Source organism: Geomonas sp. (assembly GCF_056994735.1).
Genome location: NZ_JBXKJL010000224.1, coordinates 1 through 19,777, shown reverse-complemented (window position 1 = coordinate 19,777; position 19,777 = coordinate 1). Strand labels below are relative to the sequence as shown.

Genomic DNA, 19,777 nt, shown 5'->3' with positions numbered 1-19,777 from the left:
TGCTTGCCACCCTCAGTTCCTTCCTTCGCGGGGAGGGGGATAGAGCAAGACAAAATCGATGATGGAGGCGATCACTACGCATCAGGATATTTTAAGCGGCACCGGGCGGAGAAGGCAGGTTTTTTATGACGCTGAACACGTACAGGAGGTGGATATGAAGAAAATCTATGTGCTTGATACAAATGTTCTTCTGTACGACCCGCAGGCACTCACGAGGTTCCAGGACAACTCCATCATCATCCCGATCACGGTTATCGAGGAGATCGACCGGTTCAAGAAAGACATGAACGAGACCGGCCGCAACGCCCGCCAGGTCTCCCGGCTGATGGATGCCTTGCGCAAACAGGGCTCCCTTTCCGAGGGGCTCTCGCTGGAGAACGGCGGAACGCTCAGGATCGAGATCTACGAAGAGCACGTGATGAAGCGGCTGCCGCCCGAACTCCGGGAGGAGCGGGGCGACAACCGCATTCTCGCCGTGGCCGTGGACCTGATGGAGACCGAGACCGACACCCCGGTGATCCTGGTGACCAAGGACACCAACCTCCGCATCAAGGCCGATGCCCTGGGGCTCTCGGCGCAGGATTACGAGTCTGACAAGGTGGCCATAGAGGACCTCTTCTCCGGGATCGCCAACCTGGAGGTCGGCGCCGACGTCATCGACCGCTTTTACAGCCAGGGATGGCTCGAGCTGGAGGCGGGGCTCCTTCCCAACCAGTTCGTCTCCCTGACCGAGGCCGGGAACCTCTCGCACAACGTCACCGCCCGCTATGATTACCGCTCCAGGAGGGTGATGCCCCTTAAGCCCATCGACCAGGAAGGGGTCTGGAGCCTCTTCCCGCGCAACCGCGAGCAGTCCTTCGCCCTCGACGCGCTGCTCGATGACGACATCAAGATCGTGACGCTGGTGGGGAAGGCCGGTACCGGCAAGACCCTTCTCGCCATAGCCGCGGGCCTGCAGAAAACCGCCGAGGAGAACGTCTACAACCGGCTCCTGGTATCGCGTCCGGTATTCCCGATGGGGCGCGACCTGGGCTTTTTGCCCGGAGATATCGAGGAGAAACTTTCCCCCTGGATGCAGCCGATCTTCGACAACGTCGAGCTGCTGCTGACCGGTCATGAGAGCGAGAGGCGCCACAGCAAGGGCTACAAGGAGCTGATGGCGATGGGGATCCTCGAGATCGAGCCGCTGACCTATATCAGGGGGCGCTCCATCCCGAACCAGTACATGATCGTGGACGAGGCGCAGAACCTGACCCCGCACGAGATCAAGACCATCGTGACCAGGGCGGGGGACGGCACCAAGATCGTGCTGACCGGCGACCCGTACCAGATCGACAACCCTTACGTCGATGCCGAGAGCAACGGCCTGACCTACGTGGTCGAGCGGCTGAAGGAGCAGACCCTCTCCGGCCACATCACCATGACCAAAGGGGAGCGCTCCGAGTTGGCCGAACTGGCGGCGAACCTTCTCTAACTCCGAAACCCGTGGGAGCGCCCTTCGGGGCGCGAACCATGCCGGCGTGGCCGGTTGCGCCTCGGGCGAACCGCGGCATGGATGCCGCCCCAATTTTTTCCCAACAACAGGAGTCCAAAAGAGGGCACTGCCTGGTGCCCTCTCTATTTTTCATGCTACTTCTCGCCATAGAATCGTCTTGCGACGAAACCGCAGCCGCCGTGGTCAGGGACGGCCGGACCGTCCTCTCCAGCATCGTCGCCTCCCAGATCAGTGTCCATGCCGAGTACGGCGGAGTGGTCCCGGAAATCGCCTCCCGCAAGCACCTCGAGTCGGTCTCGCTGGTGGTCGAACAGGCCCTCCACGAGGCGGATGTCGTCCTCTCCGATCTCGAGGGGGTGGCGGTGACCCAGGGCCCGGGGCTCGCCGGGGCGCTCCTGGTCGGCATCTCCGTCGCCAAGGGGCTCTCCTTCGGTCGCCGCATCCCCCTGGTAGGCGTCAACCACATCGAGGGACACCTGTTGGCGGTCTTTTTGGAGAAGCCGGTCGAGTTCCCCTTCATCGCCCTCGCCGTCTCCGGCGGGCACTCCCATCTCTACCGGGTGGACGGCATCGGGCGCTACACCACGCTGGGGCAGACGGTCGACGACGCGGCCGGCGAGGCCTTCGACAAGGTGGCCAAGCTGGTGGGGCTCCCCTATCCCGGAGGGGTCGCGATCGACAGGCTCGCCGCCGCGGGCAACCCCAAGGCCATCAAGTTTCCGCGCCCGCTGATCAACGACGGGAGCTACAACTTCAGCTTCTCGGGGCTGAAGACCGCTGTCCTCACCCACGTCACCAAGTTCCCGCAGGCCAAGGAGGAAGGTCTCAACGATCTCGCCGCCTCCTTCCAGGCCGCGGTCTGCGATGTCCTCACCAGGAAGACCGCCGCGGCGGTCGCCGCCACCGGCATCAAGCGGGTCGTGGTGGCCGGAGGGGTCGCCTGCAACAGCGCCCTTCGCCGCTCCATGCGCCAGTTCGCGGAGGAGGCGGAAGTCGAAGTATCCATCCCTTCTCCCTCGCTTTGCGCCGACAACGCGGCCATGATCGCGGTTCCTGGCGATTTCTACCTGAACAGCGGCTTCAGGAGCGGCTTCGATCTGGACGCGCTCCCCGTCTGGCCGCTGGACCGGCTCGCCGTACGGCTCAAGGAGGCGTGCTGATGGAAAAGATGCGTGCAAAAAAACAGCTCGGGCAGAACTTCCTGATCGACGAGAGCGTGCTGTCGCGCATCGTCGCCTGCGTGGCGCCCGCCCCCGACGACTCCATCCTCGAGGTCGGCCCGGGGCGCGGTGCCTTGACCAGGCTCCTCGCTGCCAGCGGCGCCCGTTTCCTTGCCATCGAGTGGGACCGCGATCTCATCCCGCTCCTCTCTGCGGAATTTTCCGCCGCCACCAATGTGGAGATCGGCCACGGAGACATCCTCAGGGTGGACCTGACGAACCTTCTCTCCGCCCGCAGCCCCGGCCGAAGGTGGAAGGTGGCGGCCAATCTCCCCTACAACATTTCGTCGCAGGTGCTCTTTCGCTTCCTGGAGTGCAACGAGCTCTTCGAGCGGCTGGTGCTGATGCTGCAAAAGGAGGTGGGGGACAGGCTGGTTGCCCCCCCCGGCTGCAAGGACTACGGGGCGCTGACCGTCCTGCTCAGGCTCCATTTCGACATCCGCAGGGAATTCATCGTGAAGCCCGGGGCTTTTCGCCCCATTCCCAAGGTCGATTCAGCGGTGCTGAGCTTCACCCCTCTGGAGAAGGCCAGGGTCGAGGTCGGCGACGAAGATCTTTTCCGCCGGCTGGTCAAGGGCGCCTTCCTCCAGCGGCGCAAGACGCTCCTCAACTCCCTGCGCTCCGCCGGTTTCGGCGACGAGGACGGTTCGCTGCAGGGGGCACTCTCCAGGAGCGGCATAGACGGGGGGCGTCGAGGCGAGACTCTCTCCCTCGATGAGTTCGCAGCACTCTGCAGAGAGATAATCGCTGGGAAAAGTCTGGCCTAGTTGCCGTCATTTATGGTATATACAAACGCTAATCTTTCTTTCGGAGGATGCCCTTTATGAAGATATGTGTCATAGGCTCGGGTTACGTCGGCCTGGTCGCCGGGACCTGCTTTGCAGAAAGCGGCAACCACGTCATCTGCGTGGACGTCGACGAGGAGAAGATAGAGGGGCTGAAGCGCGGCGTGATCCCCATCTACGAGCCGGGGCTCAAGGAGATGGTGCTGCGCAACTGCGAGGAGGGGAGGCTTACCTTCTCCACCGACCTCGCATATGCCGTAAAGGAGTCCCTGGTCAACTTCATCGCCGTCGGCACACCTCCCGGGGCGGACGGCTCCGCAGACCTGCAGTACGTGATCTCGGTGGCCCGCTCCATCGGCCGTCACATGGAAGGCTTCAAGATCATCGTCGACAAGTCCACGGTCCCGGTCGGCACCGCCGACAAGGTGCGCGCGGCGGTGGCCGGCGAACTGGCCCAGCGCGGTGTCGATATCGAGTTCGACGTGGTCTCCAACCCCGAGTTCCTCAAGGAAGGGGCGGCCATCGACGACTTCATGAGGCCTGACCGCGTGGTGATCGGCACCGACAACGTGCGGACCGCGGAAATCATGAAGGAGCTCTACTCGGCGTTCATGAGGAAGTCCAACCGCCTGCTGGTCATGGATATCAGAAGCGCGGAGATGACCAAGTACGCCGCCAACGCCATGCTGGCCACCCGCATCACCTTCATGAACCAGATCGCCAACCTCTGCGAGATGATGGGCGCCGACGTCATGGCCGTCCGGGAGGGGATCGGCTCCGACTCCCGCATCGGCTACGACTTCCTCTTCCCGGGGGTCGGCTACGGCGGGTCCTGCTTCCCGAAGGACGTGAAGGCGCTGGTCAAGACCGCCGAAGAGTGCGACTACGACTTCGTGCTCCTCAAGGGGGTTGAAACCGCCAACGAGCGTCAGAAGCGGGTCCTTTCCGAGAAGATCCGCCGCCGCCTCGGCACCTCCGCCGAAAAGCCTCTGGACGGCATGAGCTTCGCCATCTGGGGGCTCTCGTTCAAACCCCGCACCGACGACATGAGGGAAGCTCCCTCGCTGACCATCATCAACCACCTGCTGGAGATGGGGGCGCAGGTCCGTGCCCACGACCCGGAAGCCATGAACGAGGCGCGCAAGCATTTCGGCGACCGGATCACCTACAGCCCCAACCAGTACGACGCCCTGACCGGAGCCCACGCGCTGGTGATCATCACCGAGTGGAACGAGTACCGCAATCCCGACTTCGACAGGATCAAGACCCTGCTCGTTAATCCGATCATCTTCGACGGCAGGAACCTCTACCGTCCGGACCGGATGCAGCAGGCCGGGTTCGAGTATCTCCCGATCGGCAGGAACGGCAAGCTCACCTCCGATACGGCCTCGCTCGATTAACCTGGCGCCTGGCGCACCGGTTGCACCGTAGTCCCCATCCCCTCCCGACGGAGGGGTGAAATTGTTCACCCAGAAAGGTTCACTTCATGCGCGTTCTTGTCACCGGCGGTGCCGGCTTCATCGGATCACACCTCTGCGAGAGGCTCATCAACGACGGTCACGAGGTCATCTGCCTCGACAACTTTTTCACGGGGAACAAGCGCAACATCGCTCCGCTTTTCGAGAACCGCCACTTCGAACTGATCCGGCACGACGTCACCGAGCCGATCCTCCTGGAGGTCGACCGGATCTTCAACCTCGCCTGCCCGGCATCCCCCATTCACTACCAGTACAATCCGGTCAAGACCACCAAGACCAGCGTCATGGGCGCCATCAACATGCTCGGGCTGGCCAAGAGGGTGAGGGCCAGGATCCTGCAGGCCTCGACCTCTGAGGTCTACGGCGACCCGCAGGTGCACCCGCAGACCGAGTCGTACTGGGGGAACGTCAATCCGCTGGGGATCCGGAGCTGCTACGACGAGGGGAAGCGGGTGGCGGAGACGCTGATGATGGACTACCATCGCCAGAACAACGTCGACGTCAGGATCATCAGGATCTTCAACACCTACGGGCCCAGGATGGCCGAAAACGACGGCCGCGTGGTGTCGAACTTCATCCTGCAGGCGCTCAGGGGGCAGGACATCACCGTCTACGGCAAAGGCGACCAGACCCGCTCCTTCTGCTTCGTGACCGACCTGGTCGAGGGGATGATGCGCATGATGGACCGCACCGGCTTCATCGGCCCGGTCAACCTCGGCAACCCTTGCGAAACCACGATTCTCGAGTTCGCCCAGAGGATCATCGACCTCACCGGTTCCCGCTCGCGCATCGTCTACAACCCGCTTCCGGCCGACGATCCCAAGCAGCGGCAGCCCGACATCACCCTGGCCAAGGAGATGCTTGGCTGGGAGCCGAAGGTCTCGGTGGACCAGGGGCTCAAACGCACCATCGAGTACTTCGACTCCGTCCTTTCCGCGGGGTAGCTGATGCAGAAACGGCTGTTCCTGACACCTCTGGCGATCATCGTCTTCATCCTCTACTTCACCGTCTTCGGGGACCGGGGGCTTTTGCGCATTAACCATCTGCACCGCGACCGCGACGACATGCAAAAGCGCCTCACGGAGCTGAAGGATGAGAACGACAAGCTGAAGAGGGAGATCTCGGCGCTGCAGTCGGACCGGCGCTACCTGGAAAGCATCGCTCGGCGCGATTTCGGCCTGGTCAGAAGCAACGAGGTGATCTACCAGTTCCCGGCCCAGGAAAAGGCTCCGGTCTCCCAGGACGGTAAACAGGCCGACCAGAAGGCCGATCAGAAAAGCGGGCAGGTGCCCGGGCACAAGGCTGATCCGGCCGCCGCAAAGAAGCACTAAACGCCTTTACACGGCCAGCTGCGTCCCCTTCGGCCCAGCGTCCGTTTTCGGCAAAAGAGTGCCCCAGCGTCTCCTCGGGAAACAATGGCCTCAGCGTCCCCCTCGGGAATACGATGACCTCAGCGTCCCCCTCGGGAAAATGATGGCCTCAGCGTCCCCCTCGGGAAAATGATGGCCTCAGCGTCTCTCTCGGGAAAACGATGGCCTCAGCGTCCCCCCCTTGACAAAGGGGGGACAGGGGGGATTTGGTTTGGCCACTCACCTCCGCCCCTGACCGAAGCTGGCGTGGCCGCTCCAGGAGAGTTGACCGAGCAGAGAATCGAGCCGCTTCCCGAAGAGTAGCGGTTCACAGCAATTAAAGGGGTTATACGAGATGGCTCAGCAACAGCATTGCGTGATATGCGCCTGGCGTGAAAACTGCGCCAAGAAATTCTGCGTGACCGACGGCGGCGCCCGCTGCCCCGATTTCAGCAGGGACATAAGCATAAAGATCGAAGATACGGAGAAGGGGGAGAAGATATGAAGGAGCAGCTGCGCGCATGCATCCTGAAGGGTATCGAGGGGTGTTTCGCCGACGGCACGCTCACCTCGGGGGTGGTTCCGGCGATCAACGTGGAGAAGCCGGCGCACCCGGAACATGGCGACTTTGCCACCAACGTGGCCATGCAGATGGCCAAGGCCGAGCGTAAGGCTCCCAGGGCCATAGCCGACATCCTGGTCCGGAAGCTGGCCGGGGCCTCCGACCTCATCGGATCCCTGGAGATTGCCGGGCCTGGATTCATCAACTTCTTCGTCAAGGATACAGCCTGGAGGAAGCTCCTCTCCGTCATCGACGAGGCCGGGGCGGAGTACGGCAAGAGCAAGGTCGGCACCGGGAAAAAGGTGCAGGTGGAATTCGTCAGCGCCAACCCGACAGGCCCTCTGCACATCGGCCACGGCCGCGGTGCGGCTACCGGTGACGCCGTGGCGTCGCTCCTTCTGGCCGCCGGCTTCCAGGTCGAGCGCGAGTACTACATCAACGACGCCGGCAACCAGATGAACACCCTCGGCCTCTCGGGCCTTCTGCGCTACCGCGAGCTCCTGGGCGAGGAGATCGATTTCCCCGAGAACTGCTACCAGGGGGATTACATCAAGGACATCGCCCGTGACGCCATCACCAAACACGGCGACCGCTTCCTGAAGGCTCCGCAGGAGGAAGGCGTGGCCTTCTTCGCCAAGATGGGGGGCGACCTGATCCTCAAGGGGATCGACGACGACCTCAAGGACTTCGGCATCAGCTTCGACCACTGGTTCTCGGAGCAGTCCCTCTTCGACCAGGGGAAGGTGGCTTCCGCCATCAAGGAGATGCAGGAGAAGGGGCACATCTACGAGCAGGAGGGGGCTCTCTGGTTCCGCACCACCGAGTTCGGCGATGACAAGGACCGCGTGGTGGTCAGGAGCAACGGAGTGACCACCTATTTCGCCTCCGACATAGCCTACCACAGGGACAAGTTCACCCGCGGCTTCGACTGGGTGATCGACGTCTGGGGCGCCGATCACCACGGCTACGTCCCGAGGCTCAAGGCCGTCGTGCAGGGGCTCGGGCGCAAGGCCGACGACCTCGGCATCATCCTGGTGCAGCTCGTCTCCCTGCTGCGTGACGGCGTGCCGGTGGCCATGTCCACCAGGAGCGGCGAGTTCGTCACCCTGAAGGAAGTCGTCGACGAGGTCGGTCGCGACGCGGCACGCTTCTTCTTCCTGATGCGCCGTTCCGACAGCCAGCTCGACTTCGACCTGGAACTGGCCAAGCGCCAGAGCAACGACAACCCGGTCTACTACGTGCAGTATGCCCACGCCAGGATCAGGAGCATCTTCGACACCGCCCGCGAGAGGGGAGTCGAGCCGGCTTTCGACGACGTCAGGCTGGAGCTTCTGGAAAGCGCCGACGACATGGCCTTGATCAAGAAGCTCTCCCTGTACCCGGAGGTCCTGGAGGCGGCGGCGCTCAACTTCGAGCCGCACCGGATCACCTACTTCCTGCAGGACCTGGCCGGCGAGTTCCACAGCTTCTACAACAAAAGCCGCGTGATCACTCCCGAGGAGCCCGAGCTGACCCAGGCCCGGCTCTTCCTGCTGCACTGCGTCGCCATCACCCTGAAGAATGCACTCACCGTACTGGGGATATCGGCTCCTGAGAGGATGTAGAAGGGTACTTGGCGATGGTGATCGACTACAGCGAAAAGAGACCGGGTACCAAGGACAGCGTCGAACGTAAACCGGTCCAGAAGAACAGGCCCCGCAGGGAGCCGATCGGCCTCTTCGCGTTTCTGGCGGTGGTCGCCCTGGTGGCCACCTTCGGCGCCGGCGTGCTGACCGGATGGCTTCTTTTCCATGGGCCGAAGAAGGGTGCGGTGGCGCCGGCAGTCGCGGCCCAGCCGGTAAAGAAGGATGAGGCAGCGCCTCCCCAAAACCAGCCCGTTCCCAAGGACGCCCCCCTCACTTTCTACAACACCCTTCCCGCCGGAGGAAAGGGCGCCATAGGGAGCGGGCTGAACCTCAAGAAACCGGAGGGCCCGTCCGTGCATGCCGCGGCTCCTGCCGCTCCGGCCCCCCCGGTCCCCGCCCCGGCTGCACAGGAGAAGGAGCAGGCCGCAGGGCGCTATACCGTTCAACTGGCCTCCTACCGCGACAAGAAGGAGGCCGAGACGGCGCAGGGAAAGCTGGCCGCCAAAGGGGTCGCCGCCTACCTGGTGGAATCGAAGCTTGCCGACAAGGGGGTCTGGTACCGGCTGAGGGTAGGGAAGCACCTCAGCAGGGAAGAGGCCCAGGATGTGGCGGGGAAATCGGGCAAGGGTGCCATGGTACTTGCCGAGTAGCCTGTCCTGCTGTTTTTCGCCAAGCCGATGCTATAGTTATCCCTAGCGGGGATGACTCATGGAAACCAGACCAAAGATCGGCGAAATCTTCATAGAAAACGGCGTCCTGACGGAAAAGACCGTGGAGCGGATGCTGCTCATCTCGAAGCGGCTCAACAAGCGCTTCGGAACGTTCCTTGAGGAACTGGAGCTGGTCACGGCGGAGGAGTTGGCCGCCGCCCTCGCCAGCCAGCATGCCTGCAGGGTCGCCAGCAACTTTTCCGGCTTTTCCTTCTCCGACGAATTGCTCGCCACCATCCCGGTCGAGGTGGCGATGGAGAATTACATCTTTCCGCTGAAGCTGGAGAACCGGAGGCTGGCGCTGGCGATAGCCGACCCGACGGAAATGCGGGTGGTGAGGAACCTCTCGGTGGAGCAGGAGTTGAGCGTTACCCCCTTCGTGGCGACCCGCAAGGAAATCTACGCCGCCATCTGCAAGAACTACCTCAAGAAAGAGGTGCGCACCTTCGCGGCGGACACCGTGCTCCTGGTGGAGGCCGACAGGGAAATCGGCAGGACCTTCGCCGAAACGCTGGGGCGGCAGGGGTACCGGGTGACCCGGGTAGCGGACGGCCTCGAGGCCTACAAGGCGATCCTGACCGAGAAGCCGAAGGTGGTCATCACCGACCACGACATGCCCAACCTGCACGACTACGGCTTCTTCGACGCGCTCCGTACCATGCCCGAGCTGAGTGCCATCCCCATCATCCTGGTGGCCGGCTCGACCAACCCCGACGACGAGATCAAGGCCTTCGAGCGGGGGTTCTTTGACTTCATCCAGAAGCCGGTAAGGGAAGCGACCCTGATAACCCGGGTGAAGCGGGCGCTCCAGTTCAGCCAGAAAAACTACCGCCTGTCCTGAAACAGGCCCGTAAATTCAGAGCCGTCAACTCAACCCTCCAGAGCACCAGCGCTGGAGGTATTTTCTTTGCAGGGGTAAAGCCGTGAGCGCCATAAAGAGTGTGAAGTGTCCAAAATGCCGGAAGGATGCGCCCCTCGAGGGGAACCCTTACCGGCCGTTTTGCTCCAAGAGGTGCAAGATGGTCGACCTCGGGGTCTGGGCCTCGGAGGGGTACCGCATCCCGGGAGAAAGGGCGCCGGAAGAAGAGGAAGAAGAAAACGAGGAGTAATTCACCCGTCTGACCACCATTTGCAGTCATGCAATGATCACTTTTCAAAGGAGCCATTCATGTCACAAGTTCGTCTCCGTTTCGCCCCCAGCCCGACCGGTTATCTCCACGTAGGCGGGGCGCGTACCGCGCTTTTCAACTGGCTTTTGGCCAGGAAGCAGCAGGGCGCCTTCATCCTGAGAATCGAAGACACCGACGTGGCCCGTTCCACCCAGGAATCTGTCGATGCCATCCTGGAAGGGATGAAGTGGCTGGGCCTCGATTGGGACGAGGGTCCCTTCTACCAGTCGGACAACTTCCCCCTCTACAAGCAGTATGTCCAGAAGCTGATCGACGCCGGCAAGGCCTACAAGTGCTACTGCTCGGCCGAGGAACTCGAGGCCAAGCGGGAAAAGGCCATGAAGGAAGGCGGCAAGCCCAAGTACGACGGGACCTGCCGCAACCTCCCGCCGCAGCCCGACGACGGCCGCCCCTACGTGGTGCGCTTCAAGGCTCCTCAGGATGGTGCGACTTCGTGGCCCGACCTGATCAAGGGGAGAATCACCTTTGAAAACGCCGAGCTCGACGACCTGATCATCCAGCGCACCGACGGCACCCCCACCTACAACTTCGTGGTGGTCATCGACGACGCCACCATGGGGATCACCACCGTCATCCGCGGGGACGACCACGTGAACAACACTCCGCGCCAGATCCTCCTGTACGAGGCGCTCGAGGTCCCGGTGCCGAGCTTCGCCCACGTGCCGATGATCCTCGGCGCCGACAAGGCCCGGCTCTCCAAGCGCCACGGCGCCACCAGCGTCATGGCCTACCGCGACATGGGCTTTCTCCCCGAGGCCATGGTCAACTACCTGGTGCGTCTCGGGTGGAGCTGCGGAGACGAGGAGATCTTCTCCCTGCAGGACCTGGTCCAGAAGTTCTCCATCGAGAACGTGGGGCGGTCGGCCAGTGTCTTCAACCCCGACAAGCTCCTCTGGTTGAATGCCCACTACATCAAGACCGGCGACCCGCTGCGACTGGCGTCGCTGGTGACGCCGTTCCTCAAGGAGCGGGGAGTCGATCCGCAGGAAGGGGGACCGGACCTGGCGGCGGTGGTCAGGACGCTGCAGGAAAGGGCCAGGACCATGCTGGAGCTGGCCGACGGCGCTCTCTTCTACTACAAGGAGCATTTCGAGTACGACGAGAAGGGTGTGACGAAGTTTTTCAATGCCGAGACCCCGGCGCTCCTCCAGTTGCTGCTCAACAAGCTCGAGGCGCTGGAGCCCTTCGACATGGCCGGGATCGAGGGGGTCTTCAAGGAGATCTGCGAGGAGAAGGGGATCAAGCTCGGCCAGATCGGACCTGCGGTAAGGCTGGCACTTTCGGGAACCACGGCTTCCCCCGGTATCTACGAGATGATCGAGGTGCTGGGCAAAGCGGAGACCAGGAAGCGGGTGGAACGGGCGATTCCGTTGAGCTACCGGTAAACGGAGGGGAGGGGGGCGAAAGCCCCCTTCTCCTTTTGGAGGGGCTGAAAAAAGAATGGCCCACAGGGGCGAAGGACGCCCTGCAGGCCATGGCATTGCATGTTGCTGACAGGATTAGGAGTGGATGGCGGTCACCGGGCAGGTGTCGACGCAAGCACCGCAGTCAATGCAGGTATCTGCAGTGATAGTCCTTTTGTCACCAGCCTCAACGATGGCGTTAACCGGGCAGGAATCCTCGCAGGCAGCGCAGTTGATGCACTCTTCAGTAATGGTATGTGCCAAAGTATTCACCTCCTTTTGCAGTTTTGCGGTTATTTTTCCGGGAAAATTAGCACACCGCGTAGAAAAAGTCCACCATAAAGCTCCTGCCATTTTTCGCTGGTCCAGGAGAAAAATCTTGAACTGTCGACAACTCTACTGTATATATAAAAAAAGGTTTTATTTGTGATGGTCCTGCCGGTGGGACGGCGGACCACATACTCGACGGGGGTCTTAGCTAGATGGATATACTGGCACTAAACTGCGGGAGTTCTTCGGTAAAATACCAGTTGTTTGATTGGGATAAAAAAGTGGTTGTCGCCAAGGGGATGGTCGAGAGGGTCGTCATCGGCGATTCCTTCATCATCCACGAAGTCCCGGGGCGGGAGACCTACCGGGAAAACTCTGACTGCCCCGACCACACTGTCGCCGTCGACCTCATCCTGCGCACCCTGACCTCCGCCGAACACGGCGTGCTGAAGGACATAAAGCAGATCGCCGCAGTGGGGCACCGTGTCGTCCACGGTGGCGAGCGCTTTACCCGGTCGGTACTTATTGACGACGATGTGCTGGCTGCCGTCACCGAAGTGCAGCATCTGGCACCCCTGCACAACCCCCCCAACATTGCCGGTATCGAGGGCGCCATGGCGGTCCTCCCTGATGTCCCGCAGGTGGCGATTTTCGACACGGCGTTCCATCAGACCATGCCGGAGCACGCTTACCTCTACCCGCTCCCCTACGAGTGGTACGAGAAATACGGGGTCAGGCGCTACGGCTTCCACGGGACCTCGCATCTCTACGTCTCCAAGCGCGCCGCCGCTTTGCTCGGGAAACCGGCCAAAGGGTGCAACCTGATCACCATGCACATCGGGAACGGGGTTTCCCACTGCGCCATCAAAAATGGCGTCTCCGTCGACACCAGCATGGGGCTTACCCCGCTGGAAGGCGCCATGATGGGGACCCGCTGCGGCGATATCGATCCCGCCATTCCCGCCTTCATGATGCAGAAGGACAACCTCTCCGCCAAGGAGATCGACAGCATCCTCAACAAGAAGAGTGGCGTCATCGGCATCACCGGGCGCTTCACCGACCGCCGCGACGTGATCGAGCACGCCGAAGCGGGTGACAAGCTCTGCTCGCTGGCGCTGGAGATCGAGGCTTACCGTCTCAAGAAGTATATCGGCACCTATCTCTCGGTAGTCGGCAGGCTCGACGCGGTCATCTTCACGGCCGGGGTGGGCGAGATGGGGGCACCGATCAGGGAGAAGGCCCTGACGGGGCTCGAGCACATAGGGATCATCCTGGACAAGGAGAGACACGCCTCGGCCATGACCCGCAAGCGTGAGACTCTGATCACGAGCGACGAGTCGCCGGTCAAGGTGTACGTCATCCCGACCGACGAGGAGCTGGTATTCACCGAGGACGTGGCGGCCATCCTGGACGGCACCTACACCGACCACATGAGCTTCGAGTACAGTTTCTCCAAACCGGACTTCGTCAGGAAATAAGAGAGGGATTGCAGAAGAGAGACCAAAAGAGGCCGGCGGGATTTTCCCGCCGGCCTCTTTTTTTCAAACCCAAAGTCATTTAACAGGGATGGACAGGATAGACAGGATGTAAACCTGTCTAAGCCGACCTCGTTCCCTGCGAGTCCCTCTCGTCCCCGATTGCAAGGCGGGGCCAGGGGGATTTGGTTCTTACCCCTGTGCCTGTACCGCCGTAATGGCTGCCACGTCGACGATGTCCTGCACCGAACAGCCGCGGGAGAGATCGTTCACCGGCTTGGCCAGGCCCTGGATGACCGGACCGATGGCAGCGGCGCCGGCCATACGCTCGACCAGCTTGTAGGCGATATTGCCGGCATCCAGCGTCGGGAAGACCAGGACGTTGGCCTTGCCCGCAACGGGGCTGCCGGGGGCTTTCTTGCCGCCGACCGCCGGGATGATGGCGGCGTCGGCCTGAAGCTCGCCGTCGATGTTGAGCTCCGGATCCATCCCCTTCGCAATCTCCAGCGCCTTCAGAACCTTGTCCGCGTCAGGATGCTTCGCGCTCCCCTTGGTGGAGAAGGAGAGCATCGCAACCCTTGCCGGGACATCGAGGAAGGCCGTGCAGTTCTTCGCGGTCGCCACGGCGATCTCGGCCAACGCCTGGGCGTCGGGATTGGGATTCACTGCGCAGTCGGCAAAGAGGACGACGCCGTTCTCGCCGAAGTCGGCGGTCTTGGTGGCCATGAGGAAGAAGGAGGATACCGTCTTGATGCCGGCAGCGGGGCCGACGGTCTGGAACGCGGCACGCAGGACGTCGCCGGTGGTGCCGGTTGCTCCGGCCACCTCGCCGTCGGCGTCACCTTCGCGGACCATCATCCCGGCGAAATAGAGGTGATCGGGGGCGGTGAGGAGTTCCTTGGCCTCCTCCGGGGTCAGCCCCTTGGACTTGCGTAGCTCGACCAGTTTGTCTACGTAGGTGGAAAGTTTGGAGGAAGTCGCCGGATCGATGATTTCGACCCCGGAGAGGTTTATTCCCTTATCGGCGGATGAATTTTTCAGCTCCTCAGGGTTGCCGAGCAGTATGACCTTCGCCAAACCCTGTTCCACAACCTGCTGGGCGGCATAAAGCATTCTTTCATCGTAGCTTTCAGGTAAGACAACGGTTCTAACATCCTTCCGCGCCTTTTCTTTAATAAGCTCTATCAACGACATGAATGTCCTCCCACATAAGATTTAAAACCATGTTAGGTTTATAACCTAGGTGGGAGGTCTGGTCAATAGAAAAGGCCTTACCTTCCGCACTCCTCCGGATCTCCCTGGATCTTGGCAACCGTGTGAGGAACGGCGCCCCAGACAAAGCCGATGCACTCCGTAGCGCCCTTAGGACTCCCCGGGAGGTTGATGATCAGGGTGTTTTTGCGGATGCCGGCCACCGCGCGGGAGATGATGGCGTTCATGGTCTTCTTCAGGCTCTCCATGCGCATCACCTCGCCGAACCCCGGGAGGAGCCGGTCCACTATCCGCTCCGTGGCCTCGGGGGTGACGTCACGCGGCGAAACACCGGTTCCGCCGGTGGTGAGGATCAGGTCGTAGTTGCCGCTGTCGGACCACTCGGTGAGCTTCTCCGAGATCAGCCGTGCCTCGTCCGGGATTACTTCGGTGTGTGTCACCGTGACGCCGCGCTCCTCCAGCCAAGCCTGCAGGGCCGGTCCGCTTCCGTCCTGCCTCTCGCCGGTGGAGCAGCGGTCGCTGAGGGTTAAAATCGCTGCCTTCATAATCTCATCTCCTGTCAGGCTCTTTTGAAGACCCCGCTCTTCCCACCTTCTTTGAAGTGCAGGGCGATGTCGGAGATCACGATCCCCTTGTCGGTTCCCTTGCACATATCGTAGACGGTGAGGGCGGCCACGGTGGCGGAGGTCATAGCCTCCATCTCGACCCCGGTACGCTCGAAGGCACGAACCGTAGCTATGACTTCGATGCGCCCGTTTTCCGCATCGACCTTGAAGTCGATGGCGGCGTGGTGGATGGCAAGCGGGTGGGAGAGGGGAATCAGGTCGGGGGTCTTCTTCGCCGCTGCAATCCCGGCGATCCTCGCCACTCCGAGGACGTCACCCTTGGCTATCCTTCCCTCCACGATGGAGTCCACCGTTTCCGGCTTGAGGGTCAGGACGGCTCCGGCAACGGCCGTTCTCATGGTCGGTTGTTTTGCGCTGACATCGACCATAATGGCGTTGCCGCTCTCGTCAAAGTGATTAAATGCCATGCTATGCCTCCATTTCCAGTGTCGAATCAAGAATATGCAGATCCACCTCGTCTCCAGCCTTGAACGCCGTTCCGTCCTCAGGGAGCAGGGCCAGGGCGTTGCATCGCAGCATGGTCTTCAGGATCCCCGTGTTCTGGTTGCCTGAGGTGGTTGCCAGGTAGCGCCCGTCTTCCACCGTGACGTGGACCCGCAGGAAATGGAGCTTCCCGGGCTTCTTGCGGAAGTCGTCCTGCAGATACCCGCGCACCGTCCGCCTCAACGGCTTCGAATGACCCATCATTTTTAGCAGAGCAGGGCGGGCGAATTCCTCGAAGGTGATCATGGTCGAAACCGGGTTGCCGGGGAGGGAGAATACCGGCGTGCCGCCTTTCATGCCGAAAGCGGTAGGGCCTCCGGGTTTGATTCCCGGCTTCCAGAACTCCTCCACCACGCCGAGTTCAGCCAACGTCTCGCGCACGAGGTCGCGGTCTCCCGCGGAAACCCCCGCCGAGGTGACGAGGACATCGGCTTTCAGCCCCTCCGCGAGTATTGCCAGATGGCTCTCCTTGTCGTCCCGGGCGATGCCCACGATCACGGGCTCGGCGCCGCACAGCTTGATTGCCGCCGCCAGCGCCAGGCTGTTGCTGTTGATAATCTCGCTTTCCTTCGGCTCCCTGCCGACCTCGATGAGCTCATCGCCGGTCGAGACGATGGCCACCCGCGGCTTGCGGTAGACGGGAACCAGGGCGCTGCCAAAGGACGCCAGCAGGCTCACCTGCGGCGGACCGATCACCGTCCCTCTTGCCACTACCGGCTCTCCGCTTGCCACGTCCTCGCCTCTGAAACGGATATGCTGCCCCTTTTTCACCGGGTGCAGAAGCTTCACGGCGTCTTCGCCCGCTTCAGTCTCCTCGATCGGGACCACGGCGTCGGCCCCTGCCGGAATGGGAGCCCCCGTCATGATGCGAGCGGCGCAACCGGAGCCGACGGTGTCGCCGGAACTGGCGCCGGCGGGGATGTAGTCGGTGACCTTCAGGGTCACTCCCGCCACATAGTCCTCGCTTCTCACGGCAAAGCCGTCCATGGCTGAATTGTTCCAGCGGGGCATGTCCCACGGGGCAGCGAAATCCGCCGCCATCACCCGGCCCACGGCATCGAGAAGCTGTACCCGCTCGATGCCGGCTGGAGTAACTTTTTCCAAAACCTTACGTCTTGCTTCATCAAAAGTGCTCATCGTTTCGCCTCATGCACTCTCCGACAGCCGGGGGGCTCGTCAGCAGAAAAGAGCTCGTCAACCCCTGTTCGGACTATGGTTTACCAGCACTTACCGATAGCACATTTCTATCAAAATAAACAATAATTTTGGCTTGAACAGTTACGCTATTGCCGTCGGCCGCACAAACAGGCTAGAATGTAACCCGCTGAATCCCCGAAATTTTGGGATAGGTCTGGACTGCGCCTGTGATTAATGTATACACTGCCGGCGCCGAGAAGGATTTACCTCGTCATGGCTTTCATGCTATAGGGGCAAAGAGAAGCCTTAAAGGATCATTAACACTGCCGCCTGGTTCGCACTCGTGAGGGTGCTCCTTAAGACGACTTCAGGTACAGCTGACATGGCATTAATCGACAACTTCGGCAGACGCATTAATTACCTCCGGCTCTCCGTCACGGATCGCTGCAATCTCCGTTGCAGCTACTGCATGCCCGCAGCTGGCGTGGAGAAACTTCCCCACGACCAGGTGCTGTCATATGCCGATCTGCTGCGGATTTCTGCCGAGGCGGTTGCTGCCGGCATCGAGAAAATCCGCGTTACCGGCGGTGAGCCGCTGGTCAGGAAGGGCATTCTCCAGTTCCTGAAACTCCTCGGGGAACTCCCGGGGCTCAAGGAGCTGGTGCTGACCACTAACGGGGTCCTTCTGAACGAGATGGCTCAGGGGCTGCGCGATGCCGGGGTGCAGCGGCTCAATATCAGCCTGGACTCCCTTCAGCCCGAAACCTTCGCCAGGATCACCCGCGGCGGTGATCTTTCGCGAGTTCTCGAAGGGATCGAGACCGCGGAGCGGGTCGGGTTCCCCCCACACAAGATAAACGTGGTGGTGATGCGCGGGATAAACGACTCGGAGCTCCTGGACTTCGTAAGGCTTACCATGGAGCGCCCTTACGCGGTGAGGTTCATCGAGTACATGCCCACCTGTGGCGACGGGGACTGGCGCGCCCTCTGCGTGCCGGGGTCCGAGATCCTGGAGCGGATAGCGGAACGGTTTCCCATCGAGCTCAGTGCGAGCTCGGAACGTTCCGGTCCTTCCAAAAACTTTCGTGTCAAGGGGGCCGCAGGTTCCCTGGGGATCATCACCCCCATGACCGGTCATTTCTGTGATGCCTGCAACCGGCTCAGGGTAACCGCTTCCGGGATGGCCAAGAGCTGCCTCTTCTCCGGCGCCGGTGTGGATCTCAAACCCTTTCTTGCCGCCGGCGACGATGCCATCCTCCGTGAGGAGATCCGGCGGATCGTGGCGGCCAAGCCGGGGAGACACCAGGTGGCGGAGGAGGGGACAGACCCCTTCGCCATGTCGAGGGTGGGGGGGTAGGAGGAGCTGGCGGAAAGCAAATCCCCCCTGTCCCCCCTTTGACAAGGGGGGGACGCTCGGGCCATCATCGCAGGAGCGCCCTTCCGGGCGCGAACGGACGTCATGGGCGCGAACGGACGTCATGGGCGCGAACTGGCCGAACCTCCCTCACCCCGCCCCTCTCCCGGAGGGCGAGGGGGAGAGGGCTGTAGGCGCTGAAAGATAGAGATAAACCAAAACCAGCTTTAACAGGAGAATCAAATGAATGGCAAAGTCCTGGCGGTTAACGTCAGTCTGAATAAAGGCGAGAGGAAGACCGCAGTGCCTTCCGTCACCCTCCGCGAGAATCACGGCATCGAAGGCGATGCCCACGCCGGCGACTGGCACCGCCAGGTGAGCCTCCTGGCCATGGAGAGCATCGCCAAGATGCAGGCTCTCGGTCTTAAGGTCGGGGAGGGGGACTTCGCCGAAAACATCACCACGGAAGGTGTCGACCTGGTGAATCTCCCTATCGGTACCCGGATGACTCTGGGCGAGACGGTCCTCGAAGTCACCCAGATCGGGAAAGTCTGCCACACCCGCTGCGCCATCTTCTACCAGGCCGGCGACTGCGTCATGCCCAAGGAGGGGATCTTCGCCAAGGTGATCACCGGGGGCACGATCAAACCGGGCGATTCGATCACCGTCGAGCCCCTAGCCGCCTGAAGTCCCATTCTCGTTCCCGGGTTAGCGCCTGGGAACGAGAATCACCCCTCCTGCTCCTGCCAACCTCTCTTCCACCCTTCGTTTATCCGGACCACCCGCGCCGCCTGCTGTAAAAATGTGGACAAAATGTCGCACCTCACGACATAAGTGCGCAATTCTAAGGAAACGCCAACCTTGCCTCCTTTTTGTTCCTCGCCTGACTGCTGAGTAATATCGCCACCTTATACTCCAAATCTCCATTTTGGGATTCTGTAAACAAATGGCACAGCATTTGCCGTATACGGACATCTTCAATTTGGCAGTTGTGCGATTTATTTCAGAAAGGGAGTTAATCATGGGTGTATCAAGAAGGGAGTTCTTGCAGGGGGGAGCGCTGGCCGCGGCGGCAGTCCTCGCCGGCGGCAAGGCTGAAGCGAGCGTCGATTCGCCTCAGATACGAACCAAGGGGCTGAAAAGCTCGACCACCATCTGTCCGTTCTGCGCGGTAGGGTGTGGCCTTGTCGTCCATACCAAGAACGGGAAGATCGTCAACATCGAAGGCGACACGGAGCACCCGATCAACCAGGGTGCCTTGTGCTCCAAGGGTAGTGCGCTCTTCCAGGTGGCCAACAACGAGCGGCGCCTGAACAAGGTGCTGTACCGGGCCCCCGGCAGCGACAAGTTCGTTGAGAAGTCGTGGGACTGGGCGCTGGAGCGGATCGCCAGCAACATGAAGG

Annotated in this window: 21 protein-coding genes; 16 read left to right on the top strand and 5 right to left on the bottom strand. The window is 61.5% G+C overall.

The genetic code is table 11. The features are described 5' to 3' along the window. Positions 1-154: 154 nt before the first annotated feature. From AC11W3_RS09660 to gltX, 12 genes are all read left to right on the top strand, one after another. Positions 155-1,474, top strand: a complete 1,320-nt coding sequence (locus tag AC11W3_RS09660) for a PhoH family protein (RefSeq protein ID WP_484092925.1) — start codon at positions 155-157, stop codon at positions 1,472-1,474. 152 nt (positions 1,475-1,626) lie between these two features. Beyond that, complete coding sequence (tsaD, locus tag AC11W3_RS09655) at positions 1,627-2,655, top strand: tRNA (adenosine(37)-N6)-threonylcarbamoyltransferase complex transferase subunit TsaD (protein WP_484091383.1); 1,029 nt, start codon at positions 1,627-1,629, stop codon at positions 2,653-2,655. Continuing rightward, positions 2,655-3,482, top strand: a complete 828-nt coding sequence (gene rsmA, locus AC11W3_RS09650; protein ID WP_484091380.1) for a 16S rRNA (adenine(1518)-N(6)/adenine(1519)-N(6))-dimethyltransferase RsmA — start codon at positions 2,655-2,657, stop codon at positions 3,480-3,482. Before tsaD ends, rsmA begins: the two co-directional genes overlap by 1 nt. 56 nt (positions 3,483-3,538) lie before the next feature. Continuing rightward, entirely contained in the window at positions 3,539-4,900 is a 1,362-nt protein-coding gene (locus AC11W3_RS09645) for a UDP-glucose dehydrogenase family protein (RefSeq protein ID WP_484092924.1), read from the top strand. A gap of 86 nt (positions 4,901-4,986) precedes the next feature. After that, positions 4,987-5,922 (top strand): UDP-glucuronic acid decarboxylase family protein, encoded by a 936-nt coding sequence (locus AC11W3_RS09640; protein WP_484089792.1) that lies wholly within the window; start codon positions 4,987-4,989, stop codon positions 5,920-5,922. A 3-nt stretch (positions 5,923-5,925) separates the two neighbouring features. Next, a complete protein-coding gene (locus tag AC11W3_RS09635; protein ID WP_484089793.1) occupies positions 5,926-6,309 on the top strand; it encodes an FtsB family cell division protein in 384 nt (127 codons plus the stop codon). Between the two features lie 373 nt (positions 6,310-6,682). Beyond that, positions 6,683-6,832, top strand: coding sequence for a hypothetical protein (locus tag AC11W3_RS09630; RefSeq protein ID WP_484089794.1), 150 nt, complete (start codon positions 6,683-6,685; stop codon positions 6,830-6,832). Continuing rightward, positions 6,829-8,493, top strand: a complete 1,665-nt coding sequence (gene argS / locus AC11W3_RS09625) for an arginine--tRNA ligase (protein WP_484089795.1) — start codon at positions 6,829-6,831, stop codon at positions 8,491-8,493. Before AC11W3_RS09630 ends, argS begins: the two co-directional genes overlap by 4 nt. A gap of 14 nt (positions 8,494-8,507) precedes the next feature. Further along, entirely contained in the window at positions 8,508-9,164 is a 657-nt protein-coding gene (locus AC11W3_RS09620; RefSeq protein ID WP_484089828.1) for an SPOR domain-containing protein, read from the top strand. Positions 9,165-9,222: 58 nt separating this feature from the next. Beyond that, positions 9,223-10,065: a response regulator gene (locus AC11W3_RS09615; protein ID WP_484089796.1), complete on the top strand. Its 843-nt coding sequence runs from the start codon at positions 9,223-9,225 to the stop codon at positions 10,063-10,065. Positions 10,066-10,147: 82 nt separating this feature from the next. Further along, positions 10,148-10,333 carry a DNA gyrase inhibitor YacG gene (locus tag AC11W3_RS09610; RefSeq protein ID WP_484089797.1) on the top strand — a complete coding sequence of 62 codons (186 nt, stop codon included), beginning with the start codon at positions 10,148-10,150 and terminating at the stop codon, positions 10,331-10,333. A gap of 59 nt (positions 10,334-10,392) precedes the next feature. Next, on the top strand, positions 10,393-11,799 hold the full coding sequence (gene gltX, locus AC11W3_RS09605; protein ID WP_484089798.1) for a glutamate--tRNA ligase: 1,407 nt from the start codon (positions 10,393-10,395) through the stop codon (positions 11,797-11,799). A 114-nt stretch (positions 11,800-11,913) separates the two neighbouring features. Here gltX and AC11W3_RS09600 read toward each other — a convergent pair whose 3' ends face one another. Continuing rightward, positions 11,914-12,081 (bottom strand): DUF362 domain-containing protein, encoded by a 168-nt coding sequence (locus tag AC11W3_RS09600; RefSeq protein WP_484089799.1) that lies wholly within the window; start codon positions 12,079-12,081, stop codon positions 11,914-11,916. Between the two features lie 218 nt (positions 12,082-12,299). Here AC11W3_RS09600 and AC11W3_RS09595 point away from each other — a divergent pair, with 218 nt between their 5' ends. Continuing rightward, entirely contained in the window at positions 12,300-13,565 is a 1,266-nt protein-coding gene (locus tag AC11W3_RS09595; protein ID WP_484092923.1) for an acetate kinase, read from the top strand. Between the two features lie 189 nt (positions 13,566-13,754). Here the strand turns inward: AC11W3_RS09595 and pta are convergent, their stop codons facing one another. From pta to AC11W3_RS09575, 4 genes are all read right to left on the bottom strand, one after another. Then, positions 13,755-14,756 (bottom strand): phosphate acetyltransferase, encoded by a 1,002-nt coding sequence (gene pta, locus AC11W3_RS09590; RefSeq protein ID WP_484089801.1) that lies wholly within the window; start codon positions 14,754-14,756, stop codon positions 13,755-13,757. Between the two features lie 77 nt (positions 14,757-14,833). Then, the gene (gene mog, locus AC11W3_RS09585) at positions 14,834-15,319 is read right to left on the bottom strand and encodes a molybdopterin adenylyltransferase (protein WP_484089802.1); all 486 of its coding nucleotides are present in this window, start codon (positions 15,317-15,319) and stop codon (positions 14,834-14,836) included. 14 nt (positions 15,320-15,333) lie between these two features. Further along, the gene (gene moaC / locus AC11W3_RS09580) at positions 15,334-15,807 is read right to left on the bottom strand and encodes a cyclic pyranopterin monophosphate synthase MoaC (RefSeq protein WP_484089803.1); all 474 of its coding nucleotides are present in this window, start codon (positions 15,805-15,807) and stop codon (positions 15,334-15,336) included. 1 nt (position 15,808) lies between these two features. Next, a complete protein-coding gene (locus tag AC11W3_RS09575; protein ID WP_484089804.1) occupies positions 15,809-17,020 on the bottom strand; it encodes a molybdopterin molybdotransferase MoeA in 1,212 nt (403 codons plus the stop codon). A 382-nt stretch (positions 17,021-17,402) separates the two neighbouring features. Here AC11W3_RS09575 and moaA point away from each other — a divergent pair, with 382 nt between their 5' ends. The 3 genes from moaA to AC11W3_RS09560 all read left to right on the top strand — a co-directional run. Then, a complete protein-coding gene (gene moaA / locus AC11W3_RS09570; protein WP_484089805.1) occupies positions 17,403-18,377 on the top strand; it encodes a GTP 3',8-cyclase MoaA in 975 nt (324 codons plus the stop codon). A 240-nt stretch (positions 18,378-18,617) separates the two neighbouring features. Next, complete coding sequence (locus tag AC11W3_RS09565) at positions 18,618-19,061, top strand: MOSC domain-containing protein (RefSeq protein WP_484092922.1); 444 nt, start codon at positions 18,618-18,620, stop codon at positions 19,059-19,061. Between the two features lie 334 nt (positions 19,062-19,395). Next, on the top strand, positions 19,396-19,777 hold a 382-nt coding region (locus AC11W3_RS09560; protein WP_484092921.1), incomplete at its 3' end, for a twin-arginine translocation signal domain-containing protein.

What these genes read in the sequence shown, in the direction of transcription:
- argS (WP_484089795.1), top strand. Translation starts at nt 6,829, where the DNA reads ATGAAGGAGCAGCTGCGCGCATGCATCCTGAAGGGTATCGAGGGGTGT.
- pta (WP_484089801.1), bottom strand. Translation starts at nt 14,756, where the DNA reads ATGTCGTTGATAGAGCTTATTAAAGAAAAGGCGCGGAAGGATGTTAGA.
- rsmA (WP_484091380.1), top strand. Translation starts at nt 2,655, where the DNA reads ATGGAAAAGATGCGTGCAAAAAAACAGCTCGGGCAGAACTTCCTGATC.
- AC11W3_RS09575 (WP_484089804.1), bottom strand. Translation starts at nt 17,020, where the DNA reads ATGAGCACTTTTGATGAAGCAAGACGTAAGGTTTTGGAAAAAGTTACT.
- AC11W3_RS09565 (WP_484092922.1), top strand. Translation starts at nt 18,618, where the DNA reads ATGAATGGCAAAGTCCTGGCGGTTAACGTCAGTCTGAATAAAGGCGAG.
- moaA (WP_484089805.1), top strand. Translation starts at nt 17,403, where the DNA reads ATGGCATTAATCGACAACTTCGGCAGACGCATTAATTACCTCCGGCTC.
- AC11W3_RS09660 (WP_484092925.1), top strand. Translation starts at nt 155, where the DNA reads ATGAAGAAAATCTATGTGCTTGATACAAATGTTCTTCTGTACGACCCG.
- tsaD (WP_484091383.1), top strand. Translation starts at nt 1,627, where the DNA reads ATGCTACTTCTCGCCATAGAATCGTCTTGCGACGAAACCGCAGCCGCC.
- AC11W3_RS09640 (WP_484089792.1), top strand. Translation starts at nt 4,987, where the DNA reads ATGCGCGTTCTTGTCACCGGCGGTGCCGGCTTCATCGGATCACACCTC.
- AC11W3_RS09620 (WP_484089828.1), top strand. Translation starts at nt 8,508, where the DNA reads ATGGTGATCGACTACAGCGAAAAGAGACCGGGTACCAAGGACAGCGTC.
- gltX (WP_484089798.1), top strand. Translation starts at nt 10,393, where the DNA reads ATGTCACAAGTTCGTCTCCGTTTCGCCCCCAGCCCGACCGGTTATCTC.
- AC11W3_RS09645 (WP_484092924.1), top strand. Translation starts at nt 3,539, where the DNA reads ATGAAGATATGTGTCATAGGCTCGGGTTACGTCGGCCTGGTCGCCGGG.
- moaC (WP_484089803.1), bottom strand. Translation starts at nt 15,807, where the DNA reads ATGGCATTTAATCACTTTGACGAGAGCGGCAACGCCATTATGGTCGAT.
- AC11W3_RS09635 (WP_484089793.1), top strand. Translation starts at nt 5,926, where the DNA reads ATGCAGAAACGGCTGTTCCTGACACCTCTGGCGATCATCGTCTTCATC.
- mog (WP_484089802.1), bottom strand. Translation starts at nt 15,319, where the DNA reads ATGAAGGCAGCGATTTTAACCCTCAGCGACCGCTGCTCCACCGGCGAG.
- AC11W3_RS09595 (WP_484092923.1), top strand. Translation starts at nt 12,300, where the DNA reads ATGGATATACTGGCACTAAACTGCGGGAGTTCTTCGGTAAAATACCAG.
- AC11W3_RS09615 (WP_484089796.1), top strand. Translation starts at nt 9,223, where the DNA reads ATGGAAACCAGACCAAAGATCGGCGAAATCTTCATAGAAAACGGCGTC.
- AC11W3_RS09630 (WP_484089794.1), top strand. Translation starts at nt 6,683, where the DNA reads ATGGCTCAGCAACAGCATTGCGTGATATGCGCCTGGCGTGAAAACTGC.